The 20087-nt window shown below is 58.3% G+C and carries 20 protein-coding genes; 17 read left to right on the forward strand and 3 right to left on the reverse strand.

Features of this window, described 5'->3' with window-relative positions:
- Nucleotides 1–491 precede the first annotated feature (491 nt).
- From KQI82_RS09550 to KQI82_RS15950, 7 genes are all read left to right on the forward strand, one after another.
- Nucleotides 492–995, forward strand: a complete 504-nt coding sequence (locus KQI82_RS09550; protein WP_216632537.1) for a YceD family protein — start codon at nucleotides 492–494, stop codon at nucleotides 993–995.
- Nucleotides 996–1037: 42 nt separating this feature from the next.
- Entirely contained in the window at nucleotides 1038–1232 is a 195-nt protein-coding gene (rpmF, locus tag KQI82_RS09555; RefSeq protein ID WP_187333939.1) for a 50S ribosomal protein L32, read from the forward strand.
- 189 nt (nucleotides 1233–1421) lie between these two features.
- Complete coding sequence (locus tag KQI82_RS09560) at nucleotides 1422–2738, forward strand: DUF512 domain-containing protein (protein ID WP_216632538.1); 1317 nt, start codon at nucleotides 1422–1424, stop codon at nucleotides 2736–2738.
- Nucleotides 2739–2743: 5 nt separating this feature from the next.
- Nucleotides 2744–4069, forward strand: a complete 1326-nt coding sequence (gene der, locus KQI82_RS09565) for a ribosome biogenesis GTPase Der (protein WP_216632539.1) — start codon at nucleotides 2744–2746, stop codon at nucleotides 4067–4069.
- Nucleotides 4070–4072: 3 nt separating this feature from the next.
- Nucleotides 4073–4741 (forward strand): glycerol-3-phosphate acyltransferase, encoded by a 669-nt coding sequence (locus KQI82_RS09570; RefSeq protein WP_216632540.1) that lies wholly within the window; start codon nucleotides 4073–4075, stop codon nucleotides 4739–4741.
- On the forward strand, nucleotides 4738–5724 hold the full coding sequence (locus KQI82_RS09575; RefSeq protein WP_216632541.1) for an NAD(P)H-dependent glycerol-3-phosphate dehydrogenase: 987 nt from the start codon (nucleotides 4738–4740) through the stop codon (nucleotides 5722–5724). The genes KQI82_RS09570 and KQI82_RS09575 overlap by 4 nt, the downstream gene beginning before the upstream one ends.
- Before the next feature lie 258 nt (nucleotides 5725–5982).
- Nucleotides 5983–6084 carry an LPXTG cell wall anchor domain-containing protein gene (locus KQI82_RS15950; protein ID WP_420908123.1) on the forward strand — a complete coding sequence of 34 codons (102 nt, stop codon included), beginning with the start codon at nucleotides 5983–5985 and terminating at the stop codon, nucleotides 6082–6084.
- A gap of 194 nt (nucleotides 6085–6278) precedes the next feature.
- On the opposite strand, the gene rpmB is transcribed toward KQI82_RS15950, so the two are convergent.
- Nucleotides 6279–6467: a 50S ribosomal protein L28 gene (gene rpmB / locus KQI82_RS09585; RefSeq protein WP_216632543.1), complete on the reverse strand. Its 189-nt coding sequence runs from the start codon at nucleotides 6465–6467 to the stop codon at nucleotides 6279–6281.
- A gap of 290 nt (nucleotides 6468–6757) precedes the next feature.
- Here rpmB and hprK point away from each other — a divergent pair, with 290 nt between their 5' ends.
- Genes hprK through KQI82_RS09630 form a run of 9 tightly spaced genes read left to right on the forward strand, consistent with a single transcriptional unit; the run spans nucleotide 6758 to nucleotide 16817 of the window.
- Entirely contained in the window at nucleotides 6758–7690 is a 933-nt protein-coding gene (hprK, locus tag KQI82_RS09590; RefSeq protein ID WP_216632544.1) for an HPr(Ser) kinase/phosphatase, read from the forward strand.
- A 2-nt stretch (nucleotides 7691–7692) separates the two neighbouring features.
- Nucleotides 7693–8628 carry an ROK family protein gene (locus tag KQI82_RS09595; RefSeq protein ID WP_216632545.1) on the forward strand — a complete coding sequence of 312 codons (936 nt, stop codon included), beginning with the start codon at nucleotides 7693–7695 and terminating at the stop codon, nucleotides 8626–8628.
- 22 nt (nucleotides 8629–8650) lie between these two features.
- Nucleotides 8651–9565: a UDP-N-acetylmuramate dehydrogenase gene (gene murB, locus KQI82_RS09600; RefSeq protein ID WP_216632546.1), complete on the forward strand. Its 915-nt coding sequence runs from the start codon at nucleotides 8651–8653 to the stop codon at nucleotides 9563–9565.
- Between the two features lie 13 nt (nucleotides 9566–9578).
- The gene (gene rapZ, locus KQI82_RS09605) at nucleotides 9579–10439 is read left to right on the forward strand and encodes an RNase adapter RapZ (protein ID WP_216632547.1); all 861 of its coding nucleotides are present in this window, start codon (nucleotides 9579–9581) and stop codon (nucleotides 10437–10439) included.
- A gap of 12 nt (nucleotides 10440–10451) precedes the next feature.
- Nucleotides 10452–11519, forward strand: coding sequence for a gluconeogenesis factor YvcK family protein (locus tag KQI82_RS09610; RefSeq protein WP_216632548.1), 1068 nt, complete (start codon nucleotides 10452–10454; stop codon nucleotides 11517–11519).
- A gap of 10 nt (nucleotides 11520–11529) precedes the next feature.
- A complete protein-coding gene (gene whiA, locus KQI82_RS09615; RefSeq protein ID WP_216632549.1) occupies nucleotides 11530–12429 on the forward strand; it encodes a DNA-binding protein WhiA in 900 nt (299 codons plus the stop codon).
- A 40-nt stretch (nucleotides 12430–12469) separates the two neighbouring features.
- Nucleotides 12470–12892, forward strand: coding sequence for a C-GCAxxG-C-C family protein (locus KQI82_RS09620; protein ID WP_216632550.1), 423 nt, complete (start codon nucleotides 12470–12472; stop codon nucleotides 12890–12892).
- Entirely contained in the window at nucleotides 12889–13338 is a 450-nt protein-coding gene (locus tag KQI82_RS09625) for a hypothetical protein (protein ID WP_216632551.1), read from the forward strand. The genes KQI82_RS09620 and KQI82_RS09625 overlap by 4 nt, the downstream gene beginning before the upstream one ends.
- A gap of 11 nt (nucleotides 13339–13349) precedes the next feature.
- The gene (locus KQI82_RS09630) at nucleotides 13350–16817 is read left to right on the forward strand and encodes a DNA polymerase III subunit alpha (protein ID WP_216632552.1); all 3468 of its coding nucleotides are present in this window, start codon (nucleotides 13350–13352) and stop codon (nucleotides 16815–16817) included.
- 45 nt (nucleotides 16818–16862) lie between these two features.
- Here KQI82_RS09630 and KQI82_RS09635 read toward each other — a convergent pair whose 3' ends face one another.
- Nucleotides 16863–17399 (reverse strand): DUF4364 family protein, encoded by a 537-nt coding sequence (locus KQI82_RS09635; protein ID WP_216632553.1) that lies wholly within the window; start codon nucleotides 17397–17399, stop codon nucleotides 16863–16865.
- Nucleotides 17400–17606: 207 nt separating this feature from the next.
- Here KQI82_RS09635 and KQI82_RS09640 point away from each other — a divergent pair, with 207 nt between their 5' ends.
- A complete protein-coding gene (locus KQI82_RS09640) occupies nucleotides 17607–18686 on the forward strand; it encodes a DUF3048 domain-containing protein (RefSeq protein ID WP_216632554.1) in 1080 nt (359 codons plus the stop codon).
- Between the two features lie 82 nt (nucleotides 18687–18768).
- Here the strand turns inward: KQI82_RS09640 and KQI82_RS09645 are convergent, their stop codons facing one another.
- Nucleotides 18769–20070, reverse strand: coding sequence for a M18 family aminopeptidase (locus KQI82_RS09645; RefSeq protein ID WP_216632555.1), 1302 nt, complete (start codon nucleotides 20068–20070; stop codon nucleotides 18769–18771).
- Between the last annotated feature and the right edge of the window lie 17 nt (nucleotides 20071–20087).

Raw genomic sequence — 20087 nt, forward strand, 5'->3', positions numbered from 1 at the left:
CCTCTCCGGCCCTCCAATAAGTCTCCACCTCTCCCTCCTCCCACCCAGCGCACCACCATTATGACTACTGAATTTGTATCCCCACCCTCTTTGGGCTGTAATCCCCTTATCTCAACAGGAATTTCAATTACTGCGCCCACTGCCCAAAGCCAATATAGTCCTGCTAGGCCCCTTACCCACTAAGATTAGGGATGGTGGTTGAGGTCATCTATGCCTGTTACCGTTTTGTGTATCTCCATTCGTTTCCGCTTCTCAATTTACCTAACCTTTAAGCTTCAACAGACCCCATTCACTGGCGCTAAGCATAGGGTGTAACATCACTCCTACATTCTAGTTCCCCTTTTTGGCGTCTTCTTTAGTACGCTGATGTCCATAGCGCTCCACAGCCTTCTCGTATTACCTCGCCGTCATTTGAAAAATTTTGCAAGAAAAGATTTGACAAGTGACAGACAATCCCTTATAATACTACTCGTGTCATTACGAGGTGAATTATGCGTCTTGATGTAAAATCCATCCTTGCAGCACCGGGAAAGGAGCTTCCGTTCCGGTTTTCCATGGACCTTTCCGATGTGGAGTTCGGCGGCGCCTATCCGGCGCGTCAGCCCATTGAGGTGACGGGTACCGTGCGCAACCGGGCCGATGTGCTGGAGCTGGAGCTGACGGCGAAAACCATACTCTCCTCCGTTTGCGACCGGTGCGCCAAGCCGTTTCAAAACCTGAAGACCGTCCGGTTCCAGTGCATGCTGGCGGAGGAGCTTCAGGATGAGGAGAACGACGAGATCGTGCTGCTGGAAAACGGCGAGGTGGACGTGGAGGATTTGGCCCGGACGGCGTTTATCCTGGAAATGGACACGAAGACATTGTGTTCGGAAGATTGTAAGGGGTTATGTCCGCGGTGTGGGGCTGATCTGAATCTTGGCCCCTGTTCCTGCAAAAAGGAGCCTGATCCCCGACTTGCCGTCCTGGCAAAGCTTTTAGATAATTCCGATCAATAAGTTCAAAGGCAGTCCTGCCTTTCCGATCAAGGAGGTGTCACAATGGCAGTCCCTAAGGGAAAAGTATCCAAAGCAAGACGCGACAAACGGCGCAGCTCCCACTGGAAGCTGGCGACTCCCGGTCTTGTGAAGTGCCCCAAATGCGGTGCGCTGCACCTGCCTCACAGAATGTGTCAGGAATGCGGTACCTACAATGGCCGTCAGGTCAAAGAGATCAAGTCCGTTGTTGCGAAATAAGCATCAGATGTGTCTTGAAGGAGGGAAGTCATTCTTCCCTCCTTATCTTTTTGTGCGTCCGCGCTGTTGCGGTTTTCCGCCTGATTGGATATAATACGCAATAGAGCGTTTGGAAGCTGTGCCGCACCCGGATGCAGCACGCATTTTCCCGGCCCTTTGGCCGGAGGAGACTTGGGGAAGGGCCGATTCATGAGCACGATCATTACTTCTGTCGATCAGCGCAGTCCGGCGCAGCGCGCCGGGATCACAGCGGGGGAACAACTGATTGCCGTCAACGGCCATGAAATTGTGGACGTGCTGGACTATCGGTTTTACTGCTATGATCCGGTGCTGGAGCTGGTGCTGCGCGAAAGCGGCGGCGCGGAGCGGAGACTTCAAATCAAAAAGTTAGAGGGCCAGGAGTTAGGGCTGAACTTTGACACCTATCTGATGGACGAGCCCAGGCCCTGCTCCAACCACTGCCTCTTCTGTTTTGTGGACCAGATGCCGCCGGGGATGCGGGACACTTTATATTTTAAGGACGACGACGCAAGGCTCAGCTTTTTGATGGGGAACTACATCACCCTGACAAATCTGAGCGAGCGGGAGGCCCAACGGATCATCGACCTGCGGATTTCCCCCATCAACGTCTCGGTCCAGGCCACGGAGCCGGAGCTGCGCAAGCGGCTTTTGGGCAACGTCCACGCCGACAAAAGCCTTGCCTACATGCGCGCTTTCGGCGAGGCCGGCATTGTGATGAACGGGCAGATCGTGGTCTGCCCCGGCTGGAACGATGGGGTACACCTGCGGCGCAGCATAGAGGACCTGATGGACATCGGCTTTGCCAGCTGCTCCGTGGTGCCCGTGGGGCTGACCAAGTACCGCAAAGGCCTTGCCAAAATCGGCATGGTGGACGCGGAGAAGGCGGCGGAGATCATCGATACGGTGGATGAGTACGGGGCCCGGTGCCTGAAGCGGTATGGGAGCCGGAAATTCTTCTGCGCCGACGAGCTGTATATCAAGGCCGGACGGGAGCTGCCGGAGGAGTCCTACTATGAGGACTTTGCCCAGATAGAAAACGGCGTGGGAATGCTGCGCTCCTTCCTCACGGAGTTTGATCGGGGATTGCAGGATGTGGACCCGAAGGGGAGCTATCCCTCCTTTACCAGCGTTACCGGCAAGTCCGCCGAACCGTTTATCGCGGGCCTTGTGGAAAAGGCAAAGGCCTGGTGCCCATCCCTCCGGGGTGAGGTCATCGGCATTTACAACGACTTTTTCGGCCGCACCATCGACGTGGCGGGGCTGCTCACCGCTCAGGACATCATCGCCCAGCTGAAGGGCAGAAGCCTGGGGGAGCATGTACTGATCCCGGCCAACATGCTGCGTCACGGGGGAGATGTATTTTTGGACGACCTGACGGTGGCGGACCTGGAGCGGGCGCTTGAGCGGCCGGTCACTGTGGTGGAGCAGGATGGCTTCAGCCTGGTGGACGCCATTTTCTGCGGCAGGATTCAAGAAGGGGAGTGAAAGGGATGAAACCCATCGTTGCCATTGTGGGACGGCCCAATGTGGGCAAGTCCATGCTGTTCAATAAATTGATCGGCCAGCGCCTTTCCATTGTGGAGGACACGCCCGGCGTCACCCGGGACCGGATTTACGGGGAGTCGGAGTGGAACGGGCGGAAGTTTACCCTGGTGGACACCGGAGGCATTGAGCCACGCACCGACAATGAGATTTTGAAGTTCATGAAGGAGCAGGCCCAGATCGCAATCGACAACGCTGCGGTGATCATCTTTTTGACCGACATCAAAACCGGCGTGACCGCCTCAGACCACGAGGTGGCCAATATGCTGCTGCGCTGCGGCAAGAGCGTGGTTCTGGCGGTGAACAAGATGGATTCCACCGGCGTCACCAACCCGGATATCTATGAGTTCTACAACCTGGGGCTGGGCGATCCCATCGCGGTTTCCGCTGTCCACGGACACGGCACGGGAGACCTGCTGGACGCCTGTGTGGCCCATTTCCCGCCGGAGGATGAGGAGGAGGCGGAGGATGATTTCATCCGCGTGGCCCTCATCGGAAAGCCCAACGTGGGCAAATCCTCCCTGACCAACCGCATCCTGGGCCAGCAGCGCATGATCGTCAGCGATGTGCCCGGCACCACCCGGGACGCCATTGACTCGGTCTTTGAAAATGAAAAGGGCAAATATATTTTCATCGACACCGCCGGCATGCGGAAAAAGGCCAGGGTGGAGGAGAACATCGAGCGCTACAGCGTGCTCCGTGCCACCATGGCCATTGACCGCTGCGACGTGTGTCTCATCCTCATTGACGCAAACGAGGGCGTCACCGAGCAGGACACCAAGGTGGCGGGGCTGGCCCACGAGGCGGGCAAGGCCTGCATCATCGTGGTCAACAAATGGGACGCGGTGGAAAAAGACGACAAGACCATGGACCGCATGCGCGAGGACATCCGCCGGGACCTGAGCTATATGACCTATGCGCCTGTCGTGTTCATCTCCGCCCTGACGGGCCAGCGGGTGGAGCGCCTATTCGACCTCATCAACTATGTCAACGACCAGGCCGCCACGCGGATCACCACCGGCATGCTGAACAACGTCCTTGCAGACGCCCAGACCCGGGTGCAGCCGCCCACGGACAAAGGCCGCCGGCTGAAGATTTACTATATGACCCAGGTGGGCATTAAGCCGCCTCATTTTGTGGTCTTCTGCAATGAAAAGAAGCTGTTTCATTTCTCCTATCAGCGGTATCTGGAAAACTGTATCCGCAATACCTTTGGACTGGAGGGCACTCCGATCATCCTGTCCATCCGGCAAAAGGGCGACAAGGAGGAGTAGGCGATGAGCGTATGGACTGAGCTTTGGCTCCGGGCCGCCATCATCGCGGCGGCGGCCTATTTCTGCGGCTGCTTCAACGGGGCTGTGATCGTCTCCAAGTACATCCTGCGGGATGATGTGCGGGGGCACGGCAGCGGAAACGCCGGACTGACCAATTTCTACCGCACTTTCGGCGGGCCTTTGACGATAGTGGTCATCCTGACCGACGTCCTGAAGGCGGTTGTGGCCATTTTGATCGGCGTCTGGGTGGCCAAAGGCTTTCTGCCGTCCTTTTTCATGGAGGGCGAGTGGGTGATTTACGGCAAGTACTGGGCGGGCCTTTTCTGTTTGTTGGGCCACATGTTCCCCTGCATGTTCCACTTCAAAGGGGGCAAGGGCATTCTCTCCGGCGGCACCATGGCCATTATGATTGACTGGCGGGTGGCGATAGTGGTCTGGGGTGGCTTCTTGGTGCTGGCTGTGGTGACCAGATGGGTCTCTCTGGGCTCCATCTGGGCCGGGGCCACCTTCCCCATCTCCAGCTTCTTCGTCTATCATGATCCGGTTATCACGGTTTTGGCGCTCATCATCGGGGCTCTGGTGGTCTGGAAGCACCGGGGGAATCTGAAGCGCATTCTGCGCGGGACGGAATCCAAGTTCAGCATCCATCGGAAAAAGGAGGGGACGCCATGAAAATCGCGGTTTTGGGCAGCGGAGCCTGGGGAACGGCTCTGTCCATGGTGCTTTGCGACAACGGACACGACGTGACGCTCTGGTCCCACAGCCCGGAAAAGGCGGCGCAGCTGCGCTCCAGCCGGTGCAACCCGCTGCTTCCCAAGGTGACTCTGCCGGAGGCTCTCCGGTATGCCGATGATCTGAAGTGCGTTGAGGATGCGGATGCGGTGGTCTTTGCGACGCCCTCCTTTGCGGTCCGATCCACCGGACGGACTGCCGCCCCCCATCTGCGCCAGGACGCGGTGATCGTGTCGGTCTCCAAGGGCATTGAGAAGGGCAGCAACTGTCGGATGTCAGAGATTCTGGTTCAGGAGACAGAGGGAAAGTGTAAAGTTGTTGCACTTTCCGGACCTTCCCACGCAGAGGAAGTGTCGGTTCGGATGCCCACCGGCTGCGTGGCGGCCCATCAGGAGGAGGCGGTGGCCCGGACGGTGCAGGACGTGTTCATGAACGACTATTTCCGTATCTATACCAGCCCGGACATCGTGGGGGTGGAGCTGGCCGCGGCGCTGAAAAACGTGGTGGCCCTCAGCTGCGGCGTCATTGCCGGTATGGGATACGGAGACAATACCAGGGCCCTTTTGATGACGCGGGCCATGGCGGAGATGGGCCGCCTGGGAGAGCGGATGGGCGGCTCCCGGCTGACCTTTGCCGGGCTTGCCGGCATGGGAGACCTGATCGTCACCTGCACCTCCATGCACTCGCGCAATTTCCGGGCCGGCATCCTCATCGGCCAGGGCAGGACCGCCCGGGAGGCCATGGATGAGGTGGGCGCCGTGGTAGAGGGGTACTATGCGGCGGAAAGCGTGTGCCAGCTCTCGGAGAAGGTTGGCGTGGAAATGCCCATCTGCCGCTGTGCCTACGACGTGCTGTACCACGAAAAGCAGACGGAGTCTGTGGTGCGGGAGCTGATGACTCGGGCCAAGAAGCAGGAAAATTGAAAAGTGCCTCCGGAAATGGCGGGTGCCCGTAAAACAGTCATAGAGGGCGGGCCGGCCGCTCTCTATTCGTAAATTCTTATGGTGTGACGAAAGACCTGCTATAATGGCCGCAGAAAGACAGATCAGAGGGTTTCATAGAGGGGGTATTTCTCCATTAAAAAGCGATTGACCTGTTTATTGGCAGGTGTTTGCCTATTTGGATTATTTGGCTGCTCCTCCGAATCCATCGGCATAATCGGCGGAGCGGATGGACCCACCGTGATTTTTGTATCCGGACAATCCAATTGGGTCTATTTTGTTTTGGCCGGTATTCTGATTGTGGGCATTATTGTATTTTTGCTGTTTAAGCGGAAAAGATAACTCCCGGTTTTCCTGACAGGACGTGTTGGGGAGCGGCTTTCCCAAACACTGCGTATACAGAAAGGCCGTGTATCAAAACGATACACGGCCTTTTGCTGTTTTGAGAACCCCGCCCAACTCTTGCGGCATTTTTATGGACAGGGGAAAGGTAGAAAAAAAGCCCCAGGCGACTGCCCGAAGCTTTTCTCAATTGATCACACCGCTCTGGTAACCTTACCGGAACGCAGACACCGGGTACAAACATATACATGGCGGGGCGTACCGTTGATGATTGCCTTCACGCGCTTCACATTGGGCTTCCAGGAACGATTGGCGCGTTTGTGGGAGTGGGAAACCTTGATACCAAAGGTGACACCCTTATCGCAAAACTCGCACTTAGCCATCCGTTGCACCTCCTTGCTGTTGCTATTTCTGCCTATTTCACACAGGCACGACTGATATAATAGCAGAAGTTTTCAAAAAATGCAAGAGATATTCAAAAAAATTTCGCTTCTTTTTACAAAAAATGCAAAATTAAGGATGGAGAAACTATTTTTCCCCTGCTATTGCGAAAAATACCCGGGTAAGCTATAATCAGATTGATATAAACAACAGAGAAAATTTCAATAAATTTCCAGAAGATACAGTCTGGAGGGAGACTTTTCCCCTCTGGCGGAAAGGCGTTGTTGCATTTATGAGTGAACAAGGAGTGAAGGTTTCCGAGGCGGTCAGCATTTTTGGGCTGGAGATTCTCAACCGCGGCAAAGACTACGATAGCGCACTGCTGACGATTACGGACGTAAACCGTCCCGGACTGCAGTTTTTAGGCTCGTTTGACTATTTTGACCCCCGGCGCCTGCAGATCATCGGCAAGGCGGAGATCACCTATCTCAGCGGTCTGAGCAGCGAGAGGCGTCAGGAGTCCTATGACAACATCTTTCAGTACGATATCCCGGCTCTTGTCATCGCAAGGGGCCTTGAATGTTCCGAGGAGTGCCTGAACAGCGCCAGACGGTTTGAACGGACGCTGCTGCGCACCGACGAGACCACCGTGGAGTTCACAAGCCATATGATCGAGTATCTCAACCACAAGCTTGCGCCCACGGTGACGCGCCACGGCGTGCTGATGGACGTCTACGGCGAGGGTGTGCTGCTGTTGGGAGAGTCCGGCATCGGCAAGAGCGAGACGGCCATTGAGCTGGTGATGCGCGGGCACCGGTTGGTGTCGGACGACGCGGTGGAGATCCGTCAGATTTCCGACTATCTGGTGGGCACGGCGCCGGAGCTGATCCGCCATTATGTGGAGCTGCGGGGAATCGGCGTCATCGATGTGCGCCAGCTCTTCGGCATGCGCGCCATCAAGACCGACGCCCAAATCGACCTGGTGGTCCAGATGGAGCAGTGGGACGAGGACAAATTTTACGACCGATTGGGCATTGAAACCCATTTTATGACTATTATGGATGTGAAGGTGCCCTGCGTGACCATGCCGGTCCGCCCGGGCAGGAACCTGGCCAGCATTGTGGAGGTGGCGGCTTTGAACAACCGCCACCACCGCTACGGCTTCAACGCCGCGGAGGAGCTTTCCCGGCGCATTGACAAGCACGTGGATAAGGGGAAGAAATAATTATGTATCTTGGGATCGACATCGGCGGAACCAATCTGAAGGCAGGGCTGGTGGATGAGGATGGGCAGCTCCTGCGGACCCTGAAAGAGCCCTTGGGCCCGGTATCGGCCCCGGAAGAGCTTGCCATCCGGCTGGCCGGTATGGCCCTGGCCGCGGCGGCGGACGACCTGGATCAGGTCCGGTCGGTGGGTATGGGCGTCCCCGGCGCGGTGGAGGGCGGCACCATTGTCTACACCTGCAACATCCCCATGAAGAACATCCCTATGGAGCGGCTGTTCCGGGCGCATCTGGACCTGCCGGTGTACCTTGGCAACGACGCGGACTGCGCCGCACTGGGGGAGTATCACTGCGGCGCCGGAAAGGGCTGCCGCAGCCTGGTGGCCATCACGCTTGGCACGGGAATCGGCGGCGGCATGGTCTTTGACGGGAAGATTTACGAGGGGCTGGGCATGGCCGGCGAGGTGGGCCACATGGTGGTGGAGCCTGACGGAGTCCCATGTCCCTGCGGCCGGCGGGGCTGCTGGGAGCAGTACGCCTCCGCCAGCGGGTTGCGGCGAATGACCTGGGAGGCCATGGAGGCCCATCCGGAGAGCCTTCTTTGGAAGATCACCGGCGGAAAGCGGGAGCGGCTCAACGGCGGCACGGCGTTTGAAGCGGCAAGAAGGGGCGATGAAACCGCCCGGGCTGTCTGCGGCGCCTATATCCGCTATCTTGCCCAAGGGATCACCAATCTGGTCAATCTGCTCCACCCCGAGGTTTTAGCCATTGGAGGGGGCATCAGCAACGAACGGGAGGAGTCCCTGCTCCGGCCGGTGCGGGAGATTGTGGACCGGGAGTGCTATGCCAGCCATGGCGGGCGGAAAACCCGGGTGGTCAAGGCGCTTCTTGGAAACGACGCCGGAGTGATCGGCGCGGCGTTTTTGGGACGCAGCCGCTGAAAAACAGCTTTTGGAGGAATATATGTTCTGGTACGAGTGCTTGGATGAAAAGGCAAAGGAGTATCTGCCGGATTTGAAGATAGCCTGCGACGAACCCATGAGCCGCCACACCTCCTTTCACATCGGTGGGCCGGCAAAGCGGATGGCCTTCCCGGCCAGCCGGGCCCAGGCGGTGCTGGTGGCCCATTTTGCCCGGGAGTGCGGCGCAAGGACCCTGGTCCTGGGCAACGGTACCAATCTCCTGACGGCGGATGAGGGGCTGGATATGCTGGTGATCAACCTGTCCCGGTCCCTTACCTCCATTCGCCGGACTGGGGAGTGTTCGGTAGAGGCCGACGCGGGGGTGTCTCTTGCAAGGCTTGCGGACTTTGTCAGAAAGGACTCTCTCACCGGGCTGGAGTTCGCCCACGGCATTCCGGGGTCCCTTGGGGGAGCCGTGTGTATGAACGCCGGAGCCTACGGCGGTGAGATGTGCCAGGTGGTGGAGGAGGTTACGGCCCTCTTTCCCGACGGAGTGCGGACATTGAAAGGCGACAAGCTGAAGTTCGGCTACCGCCACAGCATATTCTCCGATCAGGCCGACGCGGTGGTCCTCTCGGCCGTCCTAAGGCTCCAGTGCGGGGATGAACAGCAGATCAAGGCGCAGATGGAGGAGCTGATGAGGCGGAGGAAGGCCAGCCAGCCTCTGGAGTATCCCAGCGCGGGCAGCACCTTCAAGCGCCCTGCCGGCCAGTATGCCGGTACGCTGATCGATCAATGCGGCCTGAAGGGCAGGACGGTGGGCGGCGCCCAGGTATCGGAAAAACACGCCGGATTCATCATCAACCGGGGCGGGGCCACCTGCGCCGATGTAACGGAGCTGATCCGGCTGGTACAGGAGACGGTGCTCCGGGAGAGCGGCGTGCAGCTTGAGCCAGAAGTGCGGATCATCCGCTGAAAGAAGTGAAACCATGGAAATTGTAATCATCACCGGGCTCTCCGGAGCGGGAAAGAGCAAGGCCGCCTCATTCTTGGAGGACATGGGCTTTTATATTGTGGACAATATGCCAGCGGCCATGATTTTGAAATTTGCGGAGTTCTGCATCACAAGCAACGGACGCTACGACCGGGTGGCTCTGGTATACGATGTGCGCACCAGCTCCAACTTCAGCGAGCTGTTCGACGTACTGGATCAGCTGCAGAAGATGAAGTGCACCTGCCATACTCTCTTTTTGGAGGCCGCGCCGGAAATCCTCATCCAACGCTATAAGGAGTCCCGCCGCCTCCACCCTCTCATGAGCGGAGGAACCAGTTTGGAGGAGGCCGTCGGTCGGGAGCGGGAGCTTTTACAGCCGATGCGGGAGCGTTCGGACTATCTCATCGACACAAGCACCCTCTCCACGGGGAAGCTGCGGGGGGAGCTGCTCCATCTGTTTGACGCCCAGGGCCGCAAGGGCGGCATGTCTGTCAACGTGATCTCCTTTGGATATAAATACGGTATCCCTATGGAGGCGGACCTGGTGATGGATGTGCGCTTTCTGCCCAACCCCTTTTACGTGGAGTCGCTGCGCCACAAGACCGGTCTGGACCAGGACGTGTATGACTATGTCTTTTCCTTTGAGCAGACAGGAGAGCTGATGAAGCGTCTGGAAGACCTGATTTCCTTTGCCCTGCCGCTTTACGCGGAGGAGGGGAAGACCGTGCTGGTGATCGCCATCGGATGCACCGGAGGCCATCACCGCTCCGTGGCGGTGACCAGGACTCTGGCGGAGTACATCGGGAGGCTGGGCTATCAGGTCAGCGAAAACCACAGGGACATGACCCGGGGCTAAAGGAGCAGGGAAGTGGGAAATCGAACGACGGATTACCGGCTGCCCCGTATCCATGGTCCCCGGGTCGTCGCCATCGGCGGCGGGCACGGGCTGTCCACCATGCTGCGGGGCCTGAAGGCCTATACGGAAAATCTGACGGCCATTGTCACGGTGGCCGACGACGGGGGCGGTTCCGGCAGGCTCCGGGAGGATTTGGGCATGCCTCCTCCGGGGGACATCCGCAACTGCCTGGAGGCCCTGGCCAACACGGAGCCGCTGATGGCGGAGCTGATGCACTACCGGTTCCCGGACGGTCAGCTGGCCGGCCAGAGCTTTGGAAACCTCTTTCTGGCCGCCCTCAACGGGATTTCTCCCTCCTTTGACATGGCGGTGAGCCGCATGAGCGAGGTGCTGGCCATCACCGGGCGGGTGCTGCCTGTGACCAACGCAAATGTGAAACTTGAGGCGGAGTTTGAAAACGGTGCCCGGGTGGTGGGCGAGTCCAGGATTTGCGACTGCAAGAAATCTCAGGACTGCCGCATCGCCCAGGTGCGGCTTTTGCCGGAGCGCCCGGCCGCGCTGCCTATGGCGATCGACGCCATACGGGACGCGGATATGATCCTCTTAGGGCCGGGAAGCCTCTACACCAGCATCATTCCGAATCTGCTGGTGGATGGAATTGTCCAGGCTGTTCAGGAGTCCGACGCCCTGAAAATCTATGTCTGCAACGTCATGACCCAGGACGGGGAGACGGAGGGATATACGGTTTCCGACCACATCCGGGCCATTTTCCAGCATTCCGCTCCGGGTCTATTTGACATCTGCCTCACCAATTCCTCTCCCATCCCCAAGGGCGTGGCGGCCCGCTACGCCCTGGAAGGAGCGCAGCCTATCTGCTGCGACCGGGAGGAGTGCAGTAAACTTGGTGTGGAGGTGGTGAACCGGCCGGTCTCCACCGTGGAGAACGGCTTTGTGCGCCACAGCCCCGGGCACCTGGCGCGGGAACTGATCCTGCTCCATGCGGAGCGCAGCGTCCGTATTGCCGGAAAGCGTTTTGACTTTACAGATGATACATACCGGCTGGAGATCGAAAAGCGGTAAGGAGGCGGGGATGTCATTTTCCTATGATGCAAAATTAGAGCTGTGCAGGATGGCGGTGCAAAAGCTCTGCTGCGCCCGGGCGGAGGCATACGGGATTTTGCTCTACTGCAACACCTTCAACACCACGGAGGTGCGGATCATCACGGAGAACAGCGAGTTTGCCCAGCGGCTTCCAAAGCTTTTCCACCGGGCCTTCGGCCTGCGCTTTGACCGTCTTCCGGAGACGGAGCAGGAGGGGAAGCTGATCTTCCAGATCACGGACCGGAAGAAGCTGAGCCACATCGTCAACCTGTTAGGCTACAGCCCGGAGCAGAATCTGGTGCTCCATGTGAATTTCGGCCTGCTGGAGGAGGAGTGCTGCCGGGCGGCCTTCCTCCGGGGCGTATTTTTGGCCGGCGGCAGTTCAACCGATCCCCAAAAACGATATCACCTGGAGCTGGCCACCTCTCATCAGCAGGCGGGCCGGGAGCTGGAGTCGCTGCTGATGGACATGGGCTTTCATCCCAAAAGCGTTCAGAGAAACGGCTACCATGTGACCTATTTCAAACAGAGCGAGCACATTGAGGACTTTCTCACACTGGTCGGCGCTCCGGTGGCGGCTATGGCGGTGATGTCGGCCAAGGTGGAGAAGGACCTGCGCAACAGCATCAACCGCCGGCTCAACTGCGACACCGCCAATTTGGACAAGGCGGTGGACGCGGCTCAGGAGCAGTTGGAGGCCATCCGGAAGCTTATGGGCGTGGGGTTGATGGAGCAGCTGCCGGACAAGCTTCAGATGACGGCCGCCGCGCGGCTGGAAAACCCGGAGCTGACCCTCAGCGAGCTGGCGGAGACATTTGAACCGCCCATCACAAAATCCTGCCTGAACCACCGGCTGCGGAAAATTCAGCAGCTTGCAAAGGAGCTGTAGACGGCGGGAAGCGTATAGACATATAGAAAGGAGCGGAACCATGGCAGCGAATCGCGGAGAGCTTGCATTGTCATTTCACCACAGGGGATATAACTGCGCCCAGAGCGTGCTGGCTTCCTTTGGAGACAGAACCGGACTTTCGGAGCGGGAGGCCCTTGCCATTGCCGCAGGATTCGGAAAGGGAATCGGCAGCGGGGAGGAGCTGTGCGGCGCGTTTGGCGGCGCGGTGATGGTGCTTGGCCTGATGGAATATCATTCCGGTCGGGAGCCGGCGGAGGAAAAGAAGCGGATGTACCAGTTGACCTGCGCTCTGGAGGAGCGGTTTCGCCAACGTTTCGGCATGCTGCGCTGCAATGAGCTGCTGGAGGCCAACAGAGGGCCGGAGCGGCCCTGCGGCGCGCTGATCACGGCCGCTGTGGACCTGACGGAAGAATTTATAAATACAATGGAGAAATCGGTATGACACAATGTGAACTGGAGAGCAGTCTGACGGCGGAGGAGATTGCCGACCGGCTGAAAAAGAACGCCGGCGCCTGGAGTGAAAAAAAGCTGTGGACCACCCGCAAGTCCTATTATTTCCGCACACGCAGGGACGGCCTGGTGGAGGTGGCCTATACGGGCAAGATCTTTGGCGCCGTCAGCGCCAGAGTGCGCCTGACAAAGCGGGAAGCAGGCGGGACGGATGTTTCGGTGCAGGCCGGGGTCGCGCCCACCACGCTGATCTGTTCGGTGATTTTGCTGATCATCGCGCTGTGGCTGGCGGTCATGGACGTGAGGCTTTACGGCGTCAGCGGACTTGCCCGGGACGTGCTCTACTTTCTGATCGCGCTGCTGGGCATTCGCGAGGCGCTGCGCAACCGCAAAGAGATTCCCGTGCTGATGGAGTTCATTCAAAAGAATCTGAGCTGAGGAGGGAGAGCATGGCCTTTACCCATCTGCATGTACATACGGAGTTCAGCCTTTTGGACGGAGCCTGCCGGATCCGGGACCTTCCCAAGCTGGTCAGGGAGCTGGGACAGGAGGCCTGCGCCATCACGGACCACGGCGTCATGTACGGCGCGGTGGACTTTTACCGCGCCTGCAAGGCGGAGGGCGTCAAGCCCATCATCGGCTGCGAGGTCTATGTGACGCCGGAGGGGCGCACCAGGCTTCAAAAGCAGCATGAATACGACGCGGAGAGCCGCCACCTGGTGCTGCTGTGCAAGGATGAGAACGGATACCGGAACCTGAGCTACATGGTCTCCATGGCCTTTGTGGATGGGTTCTACGTCCGGCCGCGGATTGATCTGGAGCTGCTGCGGGAGCACCACGAGGGCCTCATCGCCCTTTCGGCCTGCCTTGCCGGCGAGATTCCCCGACGGCTGAAGAACGGGGACTACGAAGGGGCAAAGCGCTATGCCCTTGAGATGTCGGAGCTCTTTGGGGAGGATAACTTCTACCTTGAGATGCAGGACCACGGCATCGCCGAGCAGAAGCTTGTCAACCAGGGGATTTTGCGCATTCACGAGGAGACGGGACTGCCCATTGTGGCAACCAACGACGCCCATTACCTGCGCAAGTCCGACGCCGCCAGCCACGATGTGCTGCTGTGCATTCAGACGGGCAAGACGGTGGATGAGGAAAACCGGATGCGCTATGAGCCCCAGAATTTCTATCTGCGCTCCGAGGCGGAGATGGCGGAGCTCTTCCCCCGGGAGGCCATTGAGAATACGGAGAAAATTGTTCGGCGGTGCAACGTGGAGTTCACCTTTGGCAAGTATCACCTGCCGGAGTTTCAGCTGCCGGAAGGCTATGACTCCTTCTCCTATATGAAAAAGCTCTGCGATGAGGGATACCGCCGTCGCTACGGCGACGACGACACCCATCGTCCGCAGCTGGAGTATGAACAGAACATGATCGAGAAGATGGGCTTTACGGACTATTTTCTCATTGTCTCCGACTTTGTGCGCTTTGCAAGGGAAGCGGGGATCCCGGTGGGGCCGGGCCGGGGCAGCGCCGCCGGCTCCATGGTGTCCTACTGCCTCCATATCACGGACATCGATCCCATCCAATACGGATTATATTTTGAGCGCTTCCTCAACCCCGAGCGGGTCAGTATGCCGGATATCGACATGGACTTCGGGGATACCCGGCGGGGCGAGGTGGTGGACTATGTCCGACAGAAGTATGGGGACGACCACGTGGCGCAGATCGTCACCTTCGGCACCATGGCCGCCCGGGGCGCCATTCGGGATGTGGGCCGGGTGCTGAACATGCCCTACGCTGAGGTGGACGTGGTGGCCAAGCAGGTGCCCGCCACGCTGCACATCACCCTGGATGAGGCGCTGCGCCTCTCCAAGCCGCTGTCCGACCTCTATGAGGGCGATGAGAAAATCCACCGGCTCATCGACATTGCCCGTTCCATCGAGGGCATGCCCCGCCACGCGTCCACCCATGCCGCCGGCGTAGTCATCACAAAAATGCCGGTCTATGAGTATGTGCCCCTGGCCAAGAACGACGACGCGGTGGTCTGCCAGTATGTCATGACCACACTGGAGGAGCTTGGCCTTTTGAAGATGGACTTTTTGGGTCTGCGGAACCTGACGGTCCTGGACGACGCGGTGAAAATGCTCCAGCTTCATCAGCCGGGCTTTCGGCTGGAGGACATACCGGAGGACGACGCGGAGACCTTTGAGATGCTCTCCCGGGGCCAAACCTCCGGTGTATTCCAGATGGAGTCCACCGGCATGACTGGCGTGTGTGTGGGACTCAAACCCCAGAACATCGAGGACATCACCGCCATCATCGCCCTCTACCGTCCGGGTCCCATGGAATCCATTCCCCGGTTCATCGCCTGCAAGCAGAACCCGCAGATGATCCGTTATCAGCATCCGTCTCTTGAGCCGATTCTTTCCATCACGTACGGCTGCATCGTCTATCAGGAGCAGGTGATTGAGATATTCCGCCGCCTGGGCGGCTACTCTCTGGGCCAGGCGGATATGGTGCGCCGTGCCATCTCCAAGAAGAAGGCGGAGCAGATCAAGCGGGAAAAGGAGGCCTTCATCCACGGGGACGCGGAGCGTGGGATTTCAGGCTGCGTGAACAACGGCATACCGGAGTCGACGGCAGAGGCCATCTATCAGGAGATATACGACTTTGCCAACTACGCCTTCAACAAGGCCCACGCCGTGGCCTATGCGGTGGTGGCGTATCAGACCGCCTACTTCAAATGCCACTATACCAAGGAGTACATGGCGGCGCTGCTCACGTCGGTGCTGGACAACTCGGACAAGGTTTCCGAGTACATCGCCGAGTGCAGGGACTGCGGCATCAAGCTGCTGCCGCCGGACATCAACCGCTCCTGCGACCGCTTTACCGTGGAGGAGAAGGGAATCCGCTTTGGGCTGGTGGCCATCAAAAACATCGGTCGGGGCTTTATCCAGTCGGTGATGGAGGAGCGGGAAAGAGGAGCGTTTGCCTCCTTCCAGGATTTCTGTGAGCGGATGAGCGGAAGCGATATGAATAAACGGGCGGTGGAAAACCTGATCCGCAGCGGCGCCTTTTCCTCCATGGGTGTCCGGCGCTCCCAGCTGATGGCGGTCTATGAGCGGGTTTTGGACGCCATCGCCAGCAGCCGCCGCCAAAATATTGAGGGGCAGATGGACTTTTTTGCCAGCGCCTCCGAGCCCTCCGGGGCAGGGCACATCCAATTGCCGGATGTGCCGGAGTACACTGCGTCGGAGCTGATGAGCATGGAGAAGGACAGCACGGGCCTCTATCTCTCCGGACACCCCATGGACGACTACAGGGACCTTGCAAAAAAGTCCGGCGCCGTGCCCATTGCCTCCATTTTGGAGGATTTCGCCCAGGAGACAGGCCCCACCCGCTTTGCCGATGACCAGCGCATCACCATCGCCGGCGTGGTGACCTCCAGCAAAACCAAGACCACGAAAAACAATTCCCTGATGGCTTACGTGATGGTGGAGGACGATACGGCATCCATGGAGCTTTTGTGCTTTTCCCGGGTGCTGGAAACCTGCGGAAGCTATCTGAAGGAAAATCAGGTGGTGATCGTGAAGGGCAGGCTCTCCGTGCGGGATGAAAAATCGCCTCAGATCATGGCCGACTCCATTCAGCCCCTGCGGGAGGGACTTCCGGAGGAGCCGCCGGCGGGCAGGGGCGACGGGAAAGTCTTGGACGGCCAGGTGCTCTACCTCCGTTTCCCCGGCGCCCAGAGCCCGGAATTTGAGCATATGAAGATAGTCTTTCAGATGTTCCCCGGCACCACGCCGGTGAAGATGCGCATGGCGGACACGGGTAAACTCTTTGGGACCAGCTGCCTGCTGCACCGGGCGCTTTTGGAGGAGCTGCGGGAGACCATCGGCAAAGAAAACATCGTCATCAAGTAGGAATAGAAAAGGGACGCCGCGGGTATCCGCGGCGTCCACTGTTTATTATGTTTTCTTTCCATCCCCAAGCAAGGTGCCCAGCAGGGCGGAGTAGAGACCCTCCGGATTGGTCCGGAAGCGGTTTTCAACCTCCTGCGCCATCTCTTCCTTGGGCACCATCAGGTCCAGCTCCATCACGCTGCCCACGTCGTCGCTGAGGGAGAGCGTCACGGTATAGGTTCCGTTGGGCCTGCGGGTCGTGGAGGCCTTCACCTGGCTCTTGCGGCGGAGCTTTTGGTTGCAGATGGATACGTTTTTATCGGTGCGGATGCGGACGGAATAGGGGAGGCTGGAGGCGCAGATTTCACTGTTGCGCCGGCCCTTATCCGTGATGGCGTAGAGGCCGTCCTTGGAAAGGGTCAGATGCCCGGTGCGCACCAGGTCTGCCAGACAGTCTGAAAAGTCAAAATAGTCGATCCCGCCGTCGCACAGCGTCAGGTCCAGGACCGTATCAAAGGGGATCGGTTCAATCACCCTGTCCGCTATATACAGGATCAAAAATTTGATCTCTAATTTGTCCCGAATAAAACCAAACCCTGCCACGCTTTCAGCCTCCTGGAGACGAGAATGCCGCGCTTATTCACCGCAGCCTGTATTCTTATTATAGCGCACAGAGCGCAGGTTTGTATAGCAAAAATTTCCCTTTTGCCAAATTCCCTTGACGAACCCGTCAAATCCTTGGTATGATAGGGAAAAGACAAAATATGACAATTTCCGCGTATACAGACTCAGTAGAAAGGCGGCTACCGTATGAGCAGACGAATGCTTAGCCTGATTTTGGCGGTTTTCATGATGACGACCCTTGCCTCCTGCAAAGCGGGAGAGGCATCCTCCTCCAGTCAAAGCAGGGCCTCCGCGTCCTCGCTGCAGCTGGCTCCGGTTCAGGAGCCGCCTCAGGAGCCTGCGGCCCGCAATCCGCTGACAGGGTTGGGGATTGATCCGGAAAAGGCGGATCAGCGTCCGGTGGCGGTGATGCTGAACAATCTCAAGGCATCCCTTCCGCAGTTAGGCGTCTCCAAGGCGGACATCATCTATGAGGTGCTTGCGGAGGGAGGTATTACCCGCATGCTTGCGGTTTTTCAGGACCTGGATGGAGTGGGTGACCTGGGAAGCATCCGCAGCACAAGGGCCTATTATCTGGAGATTGCCTTAGGACATGATGCGATTCTGGTGCATGCCGGGGGCAGCCCGGAGGCCTATTCCTGCATCCCCAAATGGGGGGTGGACAATCTGGACGGGGTCAACGGCGGCAGTGAGCAGGAAATTTATTGGCGGGACCCGGAGCGGAGAAAGAACGCGGGATACGAGCACAGTCTGCTGACCTCCGGTGAGAAAATTCAGGAATACCTTGCCGGCGGGCGCTATGCGACAAAACATGAGGACGGATACCGGTATGAGATGACATTCGCCGAGGACGGAACCCCGGCGGGCGGCAGCGCGGCCGAACATGTCAGCGTGAAGTTTTCAAAGTCCAAGACAGGGACGTTTGACTATGACGCCGGTGAGGGCGCCTATCTGGTGGGCCAGTACAACGGCGCCTATGTGGACGGCGGCACGGGAGATCAGGTGGCGGTGACCAATGTACTGGTCCTGCGGACGCGGATCAGCCTGATCTCCGGAGACAGCGCGGGACGCATCTCCGTGGATCTGAGTTCAGGCGGCGAGGGGATGTATTGCTGCGGCGGCAAGTCCGTGCCTATTCGCTGGAGCAAGTCCGGCAGGACGGAGCCCTTTGCTTACACCCTGGAGGACGGCACACCGCTGACCTTGGGACGGGGTACCACATATGTCTGCATTGTGGGGCTGGACAGCGCGGTAACCGCAGAGTGAGCAGCAGTCAAAGACACCTGCCATGAAAAAGAAGAAACAGGGGACAGGCGCTTTTAAGCGACTGTCCCCTGTTTTTCACAGGTCACTGGATCAAGTACTCTTCTTCTCCATGCTCAACTATGGAAGAGGAGAACAGGGCCCGCGCCAGTCCCACAAGCTCCTCTGTGTCGCGGCTGCCGCAGGTCTCGTAAGGGGAGTGCATCGCAAGTTGCGCAATGCCCACGTCGGCGGTCTTCACCGCAAGATGCTGGATGGAGATGTTTCCAAGCGTGGTCCCGCCTGGAATATCAGAATGATTTGTAAAGGTTTGAAGCTTTACGCCAGATCGCTCAGCAAGGATATTGACGATCGCCGCAGAGGCCGCATCCGTGGTATACTTCTGATTTCCGCTGTATTTGACCACGACGCCCCCGCCCAGTACAGGGTGATTGACCGGGTCACATTTGTCCATATAGTTCGGGTGCATGCCGTGGGCATTGTCCGCCGAGAGCATAAAGCTTTGAGACAGCTTCTCCAGGTATTCGTTCTCCGTAAGACCAAGGCTTTCGACAGCCCTTCTGAGGGTATCCTCCAAAAATCCTGAGGCGGCGCCCTGCTTTGTGGAGGAGCCGATTTCCTCATTGTCGAATACAACATGAACCGGCATGCTCTCGGCAGGGGAGGCTTCCAAAAAGCCGCACAGGGAGGAGAACGCGCATTGGAGGTCGTCAAGCCTTGGGCTGGACATGAACTCCTGTTCAGCGCCCCAGATGGCAGGAGCCTGCCTGTTGTAAACAAACAGATCGTGTCCTAAGATCGCCTCTGCCGGGAGGTTCGCCTCTTGCGCAACGACCTCCAGCAGGCTTTTGGCCGACGCGCTTCCGTAAAGAGGAAGCATATCCCGCTGCACCTTATACTCATAGCCGGAGTTGACTTCCCGGTTCATATGGATCGCAAGGCTTGGAATTAAGAGCAAATCCCGGTCAACGTGCACCAGGCGCATCCGGACTCCCTCAGCCGTTTTTTCAAAAACCCGGCCCGCGACGGAAAGGGGACGGTCAAACCATGGGGCCAGAAGAGCGCCGCCGTACAGCTCGACATTGAGCTTCCGGTACGTTCCATCCACCGTGATCTCCGGATTTTCCTTGATCTTCAGCGCAGGGGAATCACTGTGGCTTGCCATCATCATGAAGCCGTGAAACCGCCCCTTCGGAACGCGGAACGCAATCAGCGCAGAGCCGTTTCTGGTGACAAAATACTTGCCGCCCTCCCGGACCGCCCAGGGTCTGCTTTCAAGGAGCTGCTCATATCCCGCCTCCAGAAGAAGCTGTTTCTGTCCTTCAATCACATGATATACGCTGGGATGATGCTGTATAAAGTCCAAAAGTTCCTTGCTGTATGCCATTGCACTTCTCTCCTTCC

Source organism: Dysosmobacter acutus (assembly GCF_018919205.1).
GTDB classification, from domain to species: Bacteria; Bacillota; Clostridia; order Oscillospirales; family Oscillospiraceae; genus Oscillibacter; species Oscillibacter acutus.

What these genes read in the sequence shown, in the direction of transcription:
- rpmB (WP_216632543.1), bottom strand. Translation starts at nt 6,467, where the DNA reads ATGGCTAAGTGCGAGTTTTGCGATAAGGGTGTCACCTTTGGTATCAAG.
- KQI82_RS09595 (WP_216632545.1), top strand. Translation starts at nt 7,693, where the DNA reads ATGTATCTTGGGATCGACATCGGCGGAACCAATCTGAAGGCAGGGCTG.
- KQI82_RS09570 (WP_216632540.1), top strand. Translation starts at nt 4,073, where the DNA reads ATGAGCGTATGGACTGAGCTTTGGCTCCGGGCCGCCATCATCGCGGCG.
- murB (WP_216632546.1), top strand. Translation starts at nt 8,651, where the DNA reads ATGTTCTGGTACGAGTGCTTGGATGAAAAGGCAAAGGAGTATCTGCCG.
- rapZ (WP_216632547.1), top strand. Translation starts at nt 9,579, where the DNA reads ATGGAAATTGTAATCATCACCGGGCTCTCCGGAGCGGGAAAGAGCAAG.
- KQI82_RS09625 (WP_216632551.1), top strand. Translation starts at nt 12,889, where the DNA reads ATGACACAATGTGAACTGGAGAGCAGTCTGACGGCGGAGGAGATTGCC.
- hprK (WP_216632544.1), top strand. Translation starts at nt 6,758, where the DNA reads ATGAGTGAACAAGGAGTGAAGGTTTCCGAGGCGGTCAGCATTTTTGGG.
- KQI82_RS09620 (WP_216632550.1), top strand. Translation starts at nt 12,470, where the DNA reads ATGGCAGCGAATCGCGGAGAGCTTGCATTGTCATTTCACCACAGGGGA.
- KQI82_RS09640 (WP_216632554.1), top strand. Translation starts at nt 17,607, where the DNA reads ATGAGCAGACGAATGCTTAGCCTGATTTTGGCGGTTTTCATGATGACG.
- KQI82_RS09560 (WP_216632538.1), top strand. Translation starts at nt 1,422, where the DNA reads ATGAGCACGATCATTACTTCTGTCGATCAGCGCAGTCCGGCGCAGCGC.
- KQI82_RS09645 (WP_216632555.1), bottom strand. Translation starts at nt 20,070, where the DNA reads ATGGCATACAGCAAGGAACTTTTGGACTTTATACAGCATCATCCCAGC.
- KQI82_RS09550 (WP_216632537.1), top strand. Translation starts at nt 492, where the DNA reads ATGCGTCTTGATGTAAAATCCATCCTTGCAGCACCGGGAAAGGAGCTT.
- whiA (WP_216632549.1), top strand. Translation starts at nt 11,530, where the DNA reads ATGTCATTTTCCTATGATGCAAAATTAGAGCTGTGCAGGATGGCGGTG.
- der (WP_216632539.1), top strand. Translation starts at nt 2,744, where the DNA reads ATGAAACCCATCGTTGCCATTGTGGGACGGCCCAATGTGGGCAAGTCC.
- rpmF (WP_187333939.1), top strand. Translation starts at nt 1,038, where the DNA reads ATGGCAGTCCCTAAGGGAAAAGTATCCAAAGCAAGACGCGACAAACGG.
- KQI82_RS09575 (WP_216632541.1), top strand. Translation starts at nt 4,738, where the DNA reads ATGAAAATCGCGGTTTTGGGCAGCGGAGCCTGGGGAACGGCTCTGTCC.
- KQI82_RS09630 (WP_216632552.1), top strand. Translation starts at nt 13,350, where the DNA reads ATGGCCTTTACCCATCTGCATGTACATACGGAGTTCAGCCTTTTGGAC.